The sequence below is a fragment of the Leisingera sp. G5_S3_59_S7 genome (assembly GCF_054968485.1).
Window position 1 is genome coordinate 1 of sequence record NZ_JBQKUH010000021.1, and the last position, 14,524, is coordinate 14,524.

At 63.2% G+C, this 14,524-nt stretch carries 12 protein-coding genes; 3 read left to right on the forward strand and 9 right to left on the reverse strand.

The genetic code is table 11. From position 1 onward, the window contains the following. Both ACTRWG_RS11155 and ACTRWG_RS11160 read right to left on the reverse strand, forming a co-directional pair. Window positions 1-769 (reverse strand): ABC transporter ATP-binding protein (locus ACTRWG_RS11155; protein ID WP_462829324.1); only part of this gene is annotated, 769 nt, incomplete at its 3' end. 159 nt (window positions 770-928) lie between these two features. Further along, the gene (locus ACTRWG_RS11160) at window positions 929-2,053 is read right to left on the reverse strand and encodes an extracellular solute-binding protein (RefSeq protein WP_259970788.1); all 1,125 of its coding nucleotides are present in this window, start codon (window positions 2,051-2,053) and stop codon (window positions 929-931) included. 688 nt (window positions 2,054-2,741) lie between these two features. Here ACTRWG_RS11160 and ACTRWG_RS11165 point away from each other — a divergent pair. Further along, window positions 2,742-5,177, forward strand: coding sequence for a GcvT family protein (locus tag ACTRWG_RS11165; RefSeq protein ID WP_027236603.1), 2,436 nt, complete (start codon window positions 2,742-2,744; stop codon window positions 5,175-5,177). Window positions 5,178-5,245: 68 nt separating this feature from the next. Here ACTRWG_RS11165 and ACTRWG_RS11170 read toward each other — a convergent pair whose 3' ends face one another. From ACTRWG_RS11170 to ACTRWG_RS11180, 3 genes are all read right to left on the reverse strand, one after another. Beyond that, the gene (locus ACTRWG_RS11170) at window positions 5,246-6,511 is read right to left on the reverse strand and encodes an ABC transporter permease (RefSeq protein ID WP_027236602.1); all 1,266 of its coding nucleotides are present in this window, start codon (window positions 6,509-6,511) and stop codon (window positions 5,246-5,248) included. Continuing rightward, entirely contained in the window at window positions 6,508-7,314 is an 807-nt protein-coding gene (locus ACTRWG_RS11175) for a taurine ABC transporter ATP-binding protein (RefSeq protein WP_027236601.1), read from the reverse strand. Before ACTRWG_RS11175 ends, ACTRWG_RS11170 begins: the two co-directional genes overlap by 4 nt. Before the next feature lie 100 nt (window positions 7,315-7,414). Further along, entirely contained in the window at window positions 7,415-8,410 is a 996-nt protein-coding gene (locus tag ACTRWG_RS11180; protein WP_027236600.1) for a taurine ABC transporter substrate-binding protein, read from the reverse strand. A gap of 180 nt (window positions 8,411-8,590) precedes the next feature. On the opposite strand from ACTRWG_RS11180, the gene ACTRWG_RS11185 reads away from it, so the two are divergent. Together ACTRWG_RS11185 and hisD are read left to right on the forward strand one after the other, a co-directional pair. Then, window positions 8,591-9,562 (forward strand): LysR family transcriptional regulator, encoded by a 972-nt coding sequence (locus tag ACTRWG_RS11185; RefSeq protein WP_027236599.1) that lies wholly within the window; start codon window positions 8,591-8,593, stop codon window positions 9,560-9,562. Between the two features lie 148 nt (window positions 9,563-9,710). Beyond that, a complete protein-coding gene (gene hisD, locus ACTRWG_RS11190; protein ID WP_027236598.1) occupies window positions 9,711-10,988 on the forward strand; it encodes a histidinol dehydrogenase in 1,278 nt (425 codons plus the stop codon). 28 nt (window positions 10,989-11,016) lie between these two features. Here hisD and ACTRWG_RS11195 read toward each other — a convergent pair whose 3' ends face one another. The 4 genes from ACTRWG_RS11195 to ACTRWG_RS11210 are packed head-to-tail and all read right to left on the reverse strand — an operon-like array spanning window position 11,017 to window position 14,522. Continuing rightward, window positions 11,017-11,535 carry a nitrous oxide reductase accessory protein NosL gene (locus tag ACTRWG_RS11195; RefSeq protein WP_027236597.1) on the reverse strand — a complete coding sequence of 173 codons (519 nt, stop codon included), beginning with the start codon at window positions 11,533-11,535 and terminating at the stop codon, window positions 11,017-11,019. After that, window positions 11,532-12,353, reverse strand: a complete 822-nt coding sequence (locus ACTRWG_RS11200) for an ABC transporter permease (RefSeq protein WP_027236596.1) — start codon at window positions 12,351-12,353, stop codon at window positions 11,532-11,534. The genes ACTRWG_RS11195 and ACTRWG_RS11200 overlap by 4 nt, the downstream gene beginning before the upstream one ends. Beyond that, entirely contained in the window at window positions 12,350-13,246 is an 897-nt protein-coding gene (locus ACTRWG_RS11205) for an ABC transporter ATP-binding protein (RefSeq protein ID WP_259967237.1), read from the reverse strand. The genes ACTRWG_RS11200 and ACTRWG_RS11205 overlap by 4 nt, the downstream gene beginning before the upstream one ends. After that, window positions 13,239-14,522, reverse strand: coding sequence for a nitrous oxide reductase family maturation protein NosD (locus tag ACTRWG_RS11210; protein WP_462829325.1), 1,284 nt, complete (start codon window positions 14,520-14,522; stop codon window positions 13,239-13,241). The genes ACTRWG_RS11205 and ACTRWG_RS11210 overlap by 8 nt, the downstream gene beginning before the upstream one ends. Window positions 14,523-14,524: the final 2 nt, after the last annotated feature.

The following is a 14,524-nucleotide window of genomic DNA, read 5'->3' on the forward strand; positions in this document are numbered from 1 at the left end:
TCAGCGCCTCATCGCCCATCACCCGCTTGATCCTGCCGCGGAAGACGTTGTTTTCGCCCACGAAAGACGCGGCAAAGGCGGTGGCGGGGTCGTTGTAGATGGTCTTGCCGTCACCGATCTGGTCGATCACGCCCGCCTTCATCACCGCGATGTTGTCGGACATGGTCAGCGCCTCCCCCTGGTCGTGGGTGATGTAGATGAAGGTGATGCCGACCCGCTGCTGGATCTCGCGCAGCTCGGTGCGCATGTGCTGGCGCAGCTTCAGGTCCAAGGCTGACAGCGGCTCGTCCAGGAGCAGGACATCGGGTTCTGCACACAGGGCGCGCGCAATCGCCACCCGCTGGCGCTGGCCGCCCGACAGTTCCGAGGGCAGCTTGCCGCCCTGGCCGGGCAGCGCGATCATGTCCAAAAGCTCATCGGCGCGCTTGCGGCGCTCGCGGGCCGAGGCGCCCTTGATTTCCATCGAAAAGGTGATGTTCTCCCAGACCTTCATCAGCGGGAACAGCGCCAGGTTCTGGAAGATCAGCGCCGTCGGGCGCTTGTTCGGCCCGATCCCCTTCATGTTGCTGCCGCCGATCAGGACGCGGCCGTCGCTGGGCTCCAGAAACCCCGAGACCGCGCGCAGGATGGTTGTCTTGCCGCAGCCCGACGGCCCCAGGAAGGAGAAGAAATCCCCCCCGTTGATGGTCACATTGGCATCGCGCACGGCAACAAAGTCGCCGAAGCGGATCCACAGGTTCTCGAGATCAACGCCGACCCCAGCACTCATTTGGCTTCTCCCCAGGGTGCAGCTGCCAGTCCGGTGGCCTGCCACCGGCCCCGCCAGGCCTGCCTCCCCATTTCATGGTGGTATGTTACTGCGCCGCACCGGCGCGCTGCCGGCCCCCGGGACGCCGTTCGGGGGCCGGTGTGATCGCGCGCCCGGGCGTCAGGCGCTCTTGAACTTGTTGACGAACTCGGTGCGCACGTCGGCGTACCAGGGCGCCTCGGCCGGCCAGGGGTTCAGATTGGCCAGGCTGTCGCCCGGATAGGCCTCGGCGAAGTTCTTCTTGTAGACATCGCCGGAGAAGCTGTCGGCGCCCAGCACCGGCGAGTTGTAGCCGTGGCTGTCGATCGCCTTGCCTGCGGGCTCCTGCTGGTAGGCATAGTCGATGAAGGCATAGACCTGCTCCTCGTTCTGCGCCCCCACCGGCATCGACATGCCGTCGACCCAGGCCATCGCGCCCTCGACCGGCGCCTGGTAATGCACCGGCTCGCCTGCGGATTTCAGCGCCAGCGGCGGGCCGTCCCAGGTCTGCCCGACCACCACGCCCTCGTTCAGGAGGCCGTTCTTCTGGGTGTCGGCATCGTTCCAGATCAGCTTGATCCGGTCCTTGCGCGCCACGCACCAGTCGGTGACCTGGCCCCAGACCTTGCGCATGGTCTCCTCGTCGTCATAAGCCGCCCAGATCGAGCCCGGCTCCATCTCGCCCGAGGCTTCCATGAACAGGCCTGCGCCCAGCATCATCGAATGCGCCCGGCCCATGGTCTTGCCCGCGTTCTCCTCGCTCCAGACGTCGCCGTAAGACGGCGCATCGCCCGCGGGCAGCCATTTGTCGGTGCGGTAGGCGATGCCCTCGGTGCCCCAGATATGCGGCAGCCAATGCACGCCCTGGCCGCCGAAGTTCCAGGCATCGGTGCCGATCTTGGCCATCGCCGGGTTCACCGCATCAATGTTCACCTTGCTCATGTCGAAGGGCTTCAGCAGCTCCAGCGGCCCCCACTGCAGCGAGCGGTTGTTGGTCGGGCTGACGATGTCAAAGCCCTGGCCCTTGGTGGCCTTCATCTTGTTGATGATTTCCTCGTTCGACCCGATGCCGGTGTAGTTCACCTTGATGCCGGTCTTGGCCTCAAAGCCGGAAATGAATTCCGGCGGCAGGTAGTCCGACCACATCAGGATGTTCACTTCCCCCGAAGACGCCAGCGCGCTTTTCGAATAAAGCGGCGCCGCCAAAGCCGCAGCCCCCGCCCCCTGCAGCAGCCCGCGCCGCGAAACTTTCGCCTTTACAGTCATTTGATCAATTCTCCCTTTGGACTTGTGTTCATTATTTTCTTTTTTGAACGGTGAAACCTTGCGGAGGCTTGCATAGCTCCGACAGATACAGTTTGGAAAAATGATAAGGCCAGATTGCCGGTCAACCTCCTCGGCATGACGCCAGTTTCAGCACAATTTGCGGCCATCTGCGACATTTCCATAGGATATATGCTCCACCGTTGCCCGGCAGTGTGCGTTTGCCCGGGCCGAGCCGTCAACGGGCATGTATTTCCTCAGGACCGGCGCGATTTCCCCTCGCCCCGGCGGCGTCGCGCTTCTGCTGCCTGTTGCGGTCCATCCGGTGTGCCTCAGCGCCGCCTTGGAACAGCGGTCCGTTACGCCCCGCTTGGTATCGGGGGCGCAAGGCTGACGGTCCGCAAGACCAAATCTCAGCCCGTAAGAAAGTTTCAGCCCGCAATATTTCCGCGGCCGGCCGCCTGTGCCCTGGGTGCGCCTTTTTTGACTTAAGGCTCTGCCGTTTCATGGCCTTATGCGGCAAATACCCTAACCGCAGTGCCTGCCGCGGCCTTCGGTTGGCAATCGCAAGCTGGTCATTCTGAGTTCCTGCAAGCACGCTTTCGAATTTCTGCGAAAAACAGCCGGCCGCATTGCCGCCGCTTGCTTCCGGGTGCTTAGTCGGTTCAGACCTACCCGGAGGCTCATCGTTATGAAATCGCGCACCAAGGTTGTGGTGATCGGCGGCGGCATTGCCGGCTGCTCCACTCTGTACCACCTCACCGTGGAAGGCTGGAGCGACGTTGTCCTGATCGAACGTGACGAGCTGACCAGCGGCACCACCTGGCATTCGGCAGCGCAGGTGACGAACTTCGGCACGAACCAGACCATGATCGGGCTCAAATCCCACTCGATCAACCTTTATAAGGAGCTGGCCGGGGACCCGGATTATCCGATCAACTACCACCACGGCGACGGCGGCATAAGGCTCGCCAATACCGAGGCGCAGATGCAGGGGTACCGGCATTTCGCCTCGATGGCGCGCGGCATGGATGTGCATTTCGAGATCATCAGCGCCGAGGAATGCGGCCGCCGCCACCCGCTGATCTCCACCTGCAACCTGGCAGGCGGCCTTTGGGATCCGCTGGATGGTGACATCGACCCGGCGCAGTTGTGCCAGGCCCTGACCCGGCGGGCCCGTAAGGCCGGCGCCGAGATTTACCGCAACACGCCAGTGACCGCGCTTACCCAGCACAAGGACGATACCTGGACCGTGCACACGGAACACGGTGATATCGACTGCGATATCGTCGTCAATGCCTGCGGATACCGGGTGAACGAGGTCGGTGCAATGATGGGGGTGCATCACCCGGTCGCCTCGATGGAGCATCAGTATTTTCTGACCGAGGACATCCCCGCCATCAAAGAGGCAGGCCACCGGATGCCGCTGATCCGCTGCCCGATCTCGGACTATTATTGCCGGCAGGAAAAGAACGGCCTGCTGATCGGATTCTACGAGCAGGGTTGCAAGACCTGGGGCATGGACGGAATCGACCCGAACTTCGTGAATGCCCTGTGCCCCGATGATCTGGACCGGGTGATGGACGTGCTGGAGGGCGCATTTGAACGGATGCCTGCCCTTCGCGAGACGGGCATACGCACCATCGTCAACGGCCCGATCACTTACACCATCGACGGTGCGCCGCTGATTGGCCCGATCCCCGGCAAACGCAACGCCTTCTGCGCCATCGGATTGCGTGCGGGCCTAGGCGAAGGCGGCGGGCATGGCTGGCTGCTGGCGCAGATGATTGTGCATGGCGAGGCGTGTTATGACACCTGGTGTCTCGATCCTCGCCGCTTTACGGGCCATGCCAATGTGGAATTGACTGCGCTCAAGGCAATTGAGGACTATCAGAACGAATTCCGCTTCCACTTCCCGCATGAGCATCGTCCGGCGGGCCGCCCGGCTAAAACCACACCGCTGACGCCGGTGCTGGCCGCCGAGGGCGCCGAGTTCACCGTGGTGAACGGCTGGGAGCGGGTAGATTACTTCAAGCCCTCGCCTGACTTTCACGCCGCGCTCACCTTCAACTTTGACGAGGCTTTCGGCGTGGTGGCCGCCGAGGTGAAGACCGTGCAAGAGAACGCTGGCCTGGCCGAGGTCAACGGCTTTAACCGGTTCGAGATCACCGGAACCGGCCGCCATGCATTCCTGGACCGCATGTTCTGCGGCAGTGTCACCAAACGGACGGGCCGCGTCGGGCTTGGCTACTTGTTGAACCGCCATGGCATGGTCAAGGGCGAGGCCACAGTCGCTAACCTGCCTGCCTCTGACAGAGGCCCCGAACGTATCTGGTACGGTTCCGCCGCCGCCAGTGAATCTCATGACATGGACTGGCTAAGCCAGCACATCCGGCCCGGCGAGGACGTGCAGATCCGCTCCCTCACCAATGACCAGACCATCCTGGTCTTGGCCGGCACCCGGGCACGGGATGTGCTTTCAGCCTGCGCCCGGGGCGACTGGTCGCGGGAGGCCTTCCCGTGGCTGTCGGTGCGTGAATGCTTCATAGGCTTTGCCCCTGCCACCGTGTTGGGCGTCAGTTTTTCGGGCGAACTGGCCTATGAAATCCACGTCCCCAACGCCTCGCTCTACGCCGCCTATCTGGCGCTGCGGAAGGCTGGCGAAGAGCACGGCCTCAAACTCTTTGGCGCCCGAGCGGTCGAGTCCATGCGGATGGAGAAGGGCTTCCTGCATTGGAAAGCCGACCTGATCACCGAGTTCGACCCGTTCGAGACCGGGCTGCACCGGTTCGTGAAGCTGGAGAAAGACGATTTCATCGGCCGCAAAGCCCTGCTGAAACGCCAATCCGAAGGCGTCCGCAAGAAACTGGTCACGCTGCAAGTGGATGCCACCCGCGCCCCGGCACATGGCGGCGCGTCGCTGATGCAGGGGAATCAGGTTGTGGGCACCGTGACCTCCGGCGACTGGGGGCACCGGACGGGACTGAACCTGGCGTATGCTTTTGTGAAACCGGAACTTGCGGTGGAAGGCAGCACGATGCAGCTCGACCTTTGCGGTGATCTTGTGCCTGCCACCGTCATCGCGCCGTCTCCATACGACCCGGAGTTTGAGCGCATTCGCGGCTGAACCCGTCCTGAAGTGCAAAACGCCCGGGGAAATGCCCGGGCGTTTGCGTTGCGGTTTTCAGCTTGCGATCAGCTGCGGCCTTTCCACGGCACCAGCCAGCTCTCCGCCTTGCGCATCAGGATGTCGATGCCATAGCCGATGATGCCAATCAGCACGATGCCCATGATCACGATATCGGTCAGCTGGAACTTGGACGCGGCGATGATCATCATCCCTGCGCCCTTCTGCGCCGCAACCAGTTCGGCGGCCACAACCGTGCCCCAGCAGACGCCCATGGCGACCCGCGCACCGGTAAAAATCTCCGGCAGCGAGTTCGGCACGATCACATGGCGCATGATCTGCCACTTGGACGCCCCCAGCGAATAGGCCGCGTGGATTTTTGAGATGTTCACGCCGGACACCCCGGCCCGCGCCGCAATCGTCATGATCCAAAGTGCGGCGAGGAACAGCAGGACGATCTTGCCGGTTTCCCAGATGCCGAACCAGATGATCACCAGCGGGATCAGCGCCAGCGGCGGCACCGGGCGCATGAATTCCACAATCGGGTCGAACCAGCCGCGGAACCACCCGGACAGGCCCATGGCATAGCCCAGCGGAATGCCGACAATCGCGCCGGCAACGAACCCGGCAATCACCCGTGCCAGAGACCAGCCCAGGTGCTGCCACAGCGAGAAGTTCTGATATCCTTCGGATGCGATTTCAAAGAACCGCGCCACCACCGTTTCCGGTGCCGGCAGCCAGATCGGGTTCATCTGCATTCCGGCGCTGGGGGTAAAGCTGATTGCGCCCTTGCCGGTCAGCGTCACCGTGCCATCGCCGGTGTCGACAGCCGTGCCAGGCCCGATCGGCTCGCCATTGATGGCGACCACCTTGGCGCCCTCCTTGCGTTTGGCCTCATCATTGCGGTCGAAGATCAGAGTCGTGGACCGCCCGGCCTGCGCCGCCAGCGCATCGTTTTTGGCAAAGCCGTTGCCAGGGTCCACCTCGAACTTGGGGCTTGCCTCGCCGAACCCGGCCACCCGGACAGCAACTTCCGCGTCATCGGTGCTGCCCTCGGTGTTTTCCAGCGTATAGGTAAAGGTGGTTTCGCCGGTAAACGGCCCTGGCACATGAAGCGGAAACAGCTTGGAGCCGGTGAAGGCCGCCCAGATCACAAAGATCACCAGCACCGAGATGATCGACGCCGCCCGGTCCGGGCTCACAGCGCTTTCATCGCCGAAGGTCACGGTCTTGAGGCTGGTAAAATCATGCCGCGACTGCATGCCCTTGCGAATGAATTTCACCAGGAAGAAGGCGCCGGCGAACAACGCAACGTAGAACAGCAGAACCGTCATGCCACTTGCTCCGTCCGGCCCATGATCTCCTCTTCCATCTCCCAGATCATCGAAAGGATCTCATCGCGGGTCTCGGCAAAGCCTTCGGATTTCTTGACGTCGCGCAGATCGGCATTCACCCCGCGCTCGGCAAAAGGCAGCTGGTACTCGCGGTGGATACGGCCCGGGCGCGGCGCCATCACGATCAGCCGTTCGCCCAGCAGCAGCGCCTCCTCAACCGAGTGGGTGATCAGGATGATGGTCTTGCCGGTCTCCTTCCACAGCTTCAGCACCAAACCTTGCATCTTTTCCCGCGTCAGCGCGTCCAGCGCGCCCAGCGGCTCATCCATCAGGATCACGTCCGGCTCATTCGCCAGGCAGCGGGCCAGCGCCACCCGCTGCTGCATGCCGCCGGACAGCTCGTAAACCGCCTTTTCCTTGAAGTCCTGCAAGCCGACGATTTCCAGCAGGTGGTCGGAGATCTTTTCCCGCTCCGCCCTGCCCATGCCCTTCATCCGGGGGCCGAATTCCACATTGTCGCGCACATTCATCCATTCAAACAGCGCGCCCCTCTGGAACACCATGCCGCGTTCCGCGTCCGGCCCGGTCACCACGTGGCCGTTCAGCTCCACCACCCCCTCCGTTGGGGCCAGAAAGCCCGCCAGGATATTCAGCAGCGTGGTCTTGCCGCATCCCGACGGACCCAGCACCGACAGCAGCTCTCCTGCCTGCAAATTCAATGAAACGTCTTTCAGCGCCTGGACCGAACTGCCGTTGGGCAGGTCAAAACGCATGGAGACATTTTTGATGTCCAGTCCCGACATCTTCTCCCCTTCCTGTTAGGGCCTTGCGGCATCCGCCCTGCAACCCCGGATGCAAACGGCCCGAAAACCGGGCCGTTCGACATCTTCAGACCGCTGCGGGTCAGTTCTGCGCGGCTTCCAGCGGAGCGCTGTTGACGGCGCCCTCATAGGAATCCAGCGCCGCCTCGATGCTGCCCGCATTCACAAAAATGTCTGCCACGCCTTTCATGAATGTCTGCGCGCCGCCGCCCAGCCACTTCTCCGACAGCTGCTCTTCTGCTGACGGGAAGGTGAAGGTGGCGATGGTGGCCTCGGCATCCGCAAGATCCATACCGGCGTCTTTGGCAATCACCGGCAGCATCTCGTCTTTCTTGTCACCGGAGTTCCACATGGCGTTGGCATCTGCGGTCACCTTCAGGAACTTGCTCAGCAGCTCGCCTTCCGACTCGGCGAACTCCGCGGGTGCGCTGGTCACGTCGAACACCAGGATGCCCAGCTCTTCCTTCTCCGCACCGGTCAGAAGCACGTTGCCATGCTCCACCATCCGCCGCAGCGCGCCGCCCCAGCCGCACACCATGTCCAGGTTGCCCTGGGCAAAGGCCGCCGCGCCGTCAGCAGGTGCCATATCGACGATCTCCATTGAGCCGACGTCGACCCCGAAATGCGCCATCTGCGACAGGAAGCCGTAATGCGCCGCGGTGCCGATCGGGACACCGACTTTCTTGCCGTTCAGCTCGCCGGCGCTGTCCTTGTCAATCTCCAGCGCCTCGGCCACCACGCAATTATCGTTGTCCGAATAGCTCACCGCCACATCCACCGCCTGGAGATCCTGCCCGGCAGAAGTTGCCACCACAAACGGCGGCACGCCCTGGCTCACGGCAATCTGCACGTCGCCAGAGGCCATCGCAGCCGACATCGCGGTGCCGGTATCGAAGGACACCCAATTGATCTTGACGCCCATCTCCTCCTCATAGGTGCCATTGGCCTTGGCAAACTGGAAGGGCATCGGCCATTCAAGGAAATAGGCGACGGTGATCTCATCCAAGGCAGAGGCTTGCGAGGCAGACAGGGCCGCGATACCGGCATAAGCAGTCGTCAGCAGATACTTTTTAATCATGTTGGATCTCCTCCCAGTGGAATTCCGGGTCCGTTCAATGCGGGCCTCGGACATATATTTTTGCACGGCAAACCATATCCGGGAAGAAAATACACAGTAGAATAAAGTTGCTTTTCCGCCCAAAGTAAAACTTAGTTTCGTTTTTAACGGAAACACATTGGTGAACAGGAGGTGCAGCCTGTGCAGAAATCCCTGAGCCTGAGGTGGCTGGAAGTGTTCCAGCTTATTTCAAAGTCCGGATCAATACAAAAAGTCGCTGCGGAAACCGGCCTGTCGATCAGCACCGTTTCAAACCATCTGCGCAGCCTGGAAAGCGCGCTGGGTGTTGATCTGGTGGATCACACCCGCCGCCCGATGGGGCTGACCCCGGCCGGGGTGGTCTTTGCCCGCTATGTCTATGAAGGGCTGATGACACTGAAGCGCGGCGAGGCGGAAATCCGTTCCGGCAGCTGGCAGCACGCCACCGATCTGCGGATGGCGCTGCTGGATGATTTCGACAATGAAGTCGGCCCGGAGCTGTTCCAGTTCCTGTCCACCGCCCTGCCCCGCTGCAATTTCCGCCACTACACCCGGCCCAGCCATGAGATCATCGCAAAACTGCAGGAGCAGAAACTGGATGCCGGTGTTGCCACCCGCCCGGCCGGGCTGCTGCCGGATCTGATCGAGTACCCCTTGATGCGCGATCCGTTCATTCTGGTGGTGCCGGCCGGGTACACCGGCAGCATTGAGGAACTGACCAAGCCGGAAGCGCCGCTGCCCTTCCTGCGCTATTCCCGCGACCACACCATCGGCAAACAGATCGAAACCCAGCTGACCCGGCTTAAAATCTCGCTGCCAAACCGGTTTGAGCTGGAATGCAACCAGTCGATCATCGGCCTCGTTGCCGAAAGCAGCGGCTGGACCGTGACCACCGCAGCCAGCTACCACCGCGCCCAGCGCTTCCACGACAAGGTGAAGGTGGTTCGGTTTCCGGGCAAGAGCTTTGCCCGCACGGTGTCGCTGTTCACAACAAACGTCTATCCGGCAGCCACCTCGCAATTGATCCACGAGGCGCTGCAAAAGTCCCTGTGCCACCATTTCACTGACCCGATCAGTGCACGCTTCCCCTGGCTGGCCGAGGAGTTCCGGACGCTGCCCGCGAAAGACCCGTAAAGGCAGAGCGCAATTCGAAACAAACATTCGTGTTTCTCGAAACCAGTTGGCCCCGGCTTGACCGTTCGGGGCCTTGGGCGCTGTTTAAAGCGCAAACCGCGCCGTGCGCTTACCCGCACACCCGGCGGCCCTTCAAGGAACATGGATCATGGCAATCACCTATCTGAAACAGGCCCAGCCGCGCCCGGCCGCCGAGAACAGCGATATCCGCGACACCGTCGCCGTGATGCTCGCCAATATCCAGCGCGAAGGCGAAGACGCCGTGCGCCGGTATGCGCAAAAGCTGGATGGCTGGACCGGCCCGATCGTGGTGACAGAGGCCCAGCGCCGCGCGGCCTGCAACCGCGTTTCGCAGCAGACCAAGGAAGATATTCAGTTCGCCCATGCCAACATCCGGCGCTTTGCCGAGGCGCAGAAGGCCACCATGGGTGAGTGCGAGGTGGAGGTGATCCCCGGCCTGATCGCGGGCCAGAAGCAAATCCCGGTTTCCAGCGCAGGCTGCTATGTGCCGGGCGGGCGCTACAGCCATATCGCCAGTGCGCTGATGACGATCACCACCGCCAAGGTTGCCGGTGTGCCGCATATCACCGCGGTCTCGCCTCCGCGCCCCGGCAGCGGCATTCCTGACGCCATCATCTATGCCATGGACCTGTGCGGTGCCGACCTGATCCTGAACCTGGGCGGAGTGCAGGGCATTGCCGCCATGGCCCAGGGCCTGTTCGGAGCTGAACCCGCGGACATCCTGGTCGGCCCCGGCAACTCTTATGTGGCGGAAGCCAAACGGATGCTGTTCGGCGAAGTCGGCATCGACATGTTTGCAGGCCCTACCGATTCCCTGGTGATCGCCGACCGCACCGCCGATGTGGAAACCGTTGCCTGGGACCTGGTCAGCCAGGCCGAACACGGTGCGGACAGCCCGGTCTGGCTGGTCGCCACCGATGAGGCGCTGGCCAAAGGCGTCATGGCCCGCGCTCAGGCGCTGATAGACCAACTGCCGGAGCCCAACCTCTCCGCCGCCCACCGCGCCTGGCACGAGCGCGCCGAGGTGGTTCTGTGCGGCAGCCGCGAGGAGGCCGCGCAAGTGGCCGACCGCTACGCACCGGAGCACCTGCAGGTGCAAGCGGAAGACCTCGACTGGTGGCTGAACCGGCTCACCGCCTACGGCTCGCTGTTTCTAGGCAAGGAGACGACTGTGTCCTTCGGTGACAAGACTTCCGGCCCCAACCACGTGCTGCCCACCAGCGGCGCTGCGCGCTATACTGGCGGGCTTTCGGTGCATAAGTTCACCAAGACAGTCACCTGGCAGCGCTGCAATTCAGAAGCGTCGCACGAACTGGCGCAGCGCACCGCCCGTATCAGCCGGATGGAGGGCATGGAAGGCCACGCGATTGCCGCGGAGATGAGACTGCACCCGGTAGCGGTCTGAAGCTGCCCGGCGCGGGGCTGCTTGGCTCTCAGGAAGGTGTTTCCAGCTGCTGATCCAGGTCGACCGGTCCCAGGACCGCGTCGTCGGGTATGGCCTCAAACCCGGCGACGGATCCGCCGTAGCGGTCAGCAAACCGCGCCGCCTCGTCGGCGGAGGCAAACGGCACAACCTCCGGCGCGCCCATACCGCCCGCCACGTTAGAGCCGACCACAAAATGCGCCTCTCTGGCATCAATCCAGTTACGGGTGCCGGGCTGGGCCCAGCTAGCCGCGGCGCCCATGTCGCTGACATATACAGCGGTGATCTCTGCATCCCGCTCCGGGCTTTTCATATAGGCGGCCAGATCACGCACCTGGGCAAAGAACAGCGGTGCCGGGAAGCCGTCCAGATGAATTTGCCCCTTGGGTCCGCCATGTTCGGCAACATTCATCTGGCAGAAATAGCTCAGCGCCGTCGCGGTCAGTTCCACCGGCGCGGGCGGCGCCTTGGCCTCTTCCTCCTGACAGGCAGCAAGGACCAGGGCAGCGGCAAGGATCAGGCGTTTCATGGCTCCACCCTCCGGAACGCGGCCCAGGCCATCAGGAAGCCCAGCGCGGGCCACAGCAGCAGCGACAGCGGTGCGGCCCAGCCGGGCAAGGCGCCGGCAGCGCCCGCCATGCCGCTGGACAAGGCGACGCTTTCCGAGGCCGCCACATTCCACAGCCGGAACGCATCTGCCGGGTTGGCGACCATCACCCAAGGGAAGATCTTCTGGGTGAAGACCCCGCCGCTGTCCATCACCACCGCGCCCAGCAGACCCAGGTCGTAAAGCACCACAAACATCAGCCACACGCCCGCAGACAGGCCGGCTGCAGCCGTGGCCCCGCTGCTGAGCGCCGACAGCGCATAGCCCAGCACCAGGAACACCGCACCCAGCAGGATCGAGGTCAGCACCAGCCGCCCCAATGCCATCAGGCTCTCCGCCCCCGCACCGCCGAACCATGCGGCAACCGCCCCGGCAGCGCCAAATCCAATGCACATGGCGACAGCTAAGGCCGCCAGATGCGCCATCAGCTTGCCCAAGAGGATCTCAGCCCGCCCCGCGGGATAGGCCAGCAGCAGGGCGAGGCTGCCGCGGTCGCGGTCGCCTGCCACCGCATCAAACCCCATCATCAGCGCCAAAAGCGGCGCGAGGTAAACCGACAGCGTGGTCATCGAAGCCACGGAGACCGTCAGCATATCCACCCCCAGCGTTCCCGTCGGCGCCGATCCGGCAAAGGACAGCGCCAGCGCAAAGGCCAGCATGATCAGCGTGGCCATGAACAGCCAGCGGTTGCGCCGCAGGATCAGCATCTCGGAACGGGCAATGGCAAAGGCACGTCTCATTTGCGGTCCTCCCCGGAGTAATGGCGATAGAGGTCTTCCAGCCGAGGCGGCACCATGTCGATATCGGCCACGGCGTCCCCCATGGCGGCGATCTTGCGCAGTTCGGCCATCTTGTCCTGAGGCGAGCACAGGATTTCGACCGAGGCGCCATTGATCCGCCGCCCGCCGGTCTCTGTTGCGATCCGGTCGGCGTGCGCGCCGCTGGCCTGCACCCGCAGTTTGACAGGCAATCCGGCCTGGGCTGACAGGCCCGCCAGCGTGTCGTCTGCAACCTTCACCCCCTTGCGCAGGATGGCGATACGGTCGGTGCGGGCCTCCACTTCAGTCAGCGCGTGGGAGGCGATCAGCACTGCCGCGCCCTGCTCAGCCAGCTCATTGATGATGGCATAGAGGTCCTGGCGCGAGATCGGGTCCAGGCCGCTGGTGGGTTCATCCAGCAGTGCCAGCTTCGGGCGGCCCAGCAGCACCTGTGCCAGGCCCAGCCGCTGCCGCATCCCCTTGGAATAGGCACCGATACGGCGGTGCATCGCCTCGCCCAGGCCAACCCGTTCCAACAGGCCGTCAATGTCCGCGCGTTCGCCGGCCAGGCGGGCAAACAGCGACAGCTGCTCATGTCCGGTCAGCGCCGGGTGGAAGCTGACTGCTTCGGGAAGAAAGGCGGTCGCGGCCCGCGCCGCAGCACTGCCGGGGGCCGCACCGCAAATACGGATGCTGCCGCCCTCATGCCGGATCAGGCCCAGTACCGCCTTGATCAGTGTCGACTTGCCCGCGCCGTTGTGGCCCAAGAGCGCCAGCCGCTCGCCCGGCGCGATGTCCAGGTCGATGCCATGCAGCACCTGGGTCTTGCCGCGGAACTTGTCCAGCGCGCGGATTTGCAGCGGAGAGTTATCCATCCTGTTCAACCTTTCTGGCGGCCTCAGGCCGCTCCGGCCGCATCAGCGGGTGGCTGTCGATCACCCCGCCGGGCAAGAGCGCCGGAAACGCCGATTGCGACCAGCGCACCAGCTGCACCGCGGGCGATCCCATCAGCAGTTTTGCCGCGGGCTGGGTCCACAGCACATGGTCCATGCTATCGTTCGGACGGTAGGGCGCATCGGCGATGCCGTCCCCGTCCACATCAAAACCTGCGAAATCGGACCAGTAGTTGCCCTGGCCCTCCTCGCTCCATTCCACCCATTTAGTGGAGACGAATTTCACCTGATGCCGGTTGCCGACAAAGGCGTTCCCGACCATCCGGTTGCCGTCGCTGCCCGCGGTGAAGTGGATGCCGATACCGCAGCCCTCGAACCAGTTGCCGGAGAAATCGTTTTTGTGCGCGTTATAGAGGAAGGTGCATTTGTCCTTGGCGCCCTTCACATAGTTGCCGCGGATCACGCTTTGGTTGGCGTAGTTCAGCATCACCCCGTGGTCGCGGTCGTTCAAAGAGACATTTCCGGTCACCTTGACCCGTTTCGAAAACATCACCGCATAGCCCAGGTGGTTGCCGATCGAGACATTGCCCGAGACCTCGGAATTGTTGGCGTACATGTAATGCACGGCAAACCGCAGGTCGCGGAAGGTGTTGTTGGTAAAGGCGTTCTTCTTGGAGCTGTTCACAAAGATCCCGTCGCGGCCAAAGCGGATATCATTGCCGTCCACCACCGCGCCCGGCGCGTTCCAGACGTATACGCCGTTGCCGCGGGCGTTCATGTGCCGGTCCAGGCGCCCCTCGATCCGGTTGCCCTGCACCAGGCTGTCCTTCGCCCCATGAATATCCACGCCATAGAGATTGCCCAGCAGCACATTGTTGAGGATCTGCGGCGCCTTTGCGGTCTTGGTCAGCTTGATGCCGCTGTCGATCTCCTGATGCGAGGAACCAGAGCCGACGACAGTCAGGTTCTGAACGGTTACGCCAGAGCCGGTCACGGTAATCACCGATCCCTTGCCCTGCCCGTCCAAGGTGGCGTGGCCCTGCCCGTCCAGAGTGACAGGCCGGTCCAGCACCAAAGTTGCGGCGTATTCACCGGGAGCGAGGCGGAGGGTGTCGCCATCCGCCGCCTGCGCCAGTGTTTCAGCGATGGCCCCTGCCCGGTTGGGCACCTCCCATTCCGCCGCCCAGGCGGGTGTCAGACCGGCGGGCGCCAGGCCGCAAAGGGCCGCAACCAGCGATATGGGCGGGAGCCATTTCATTG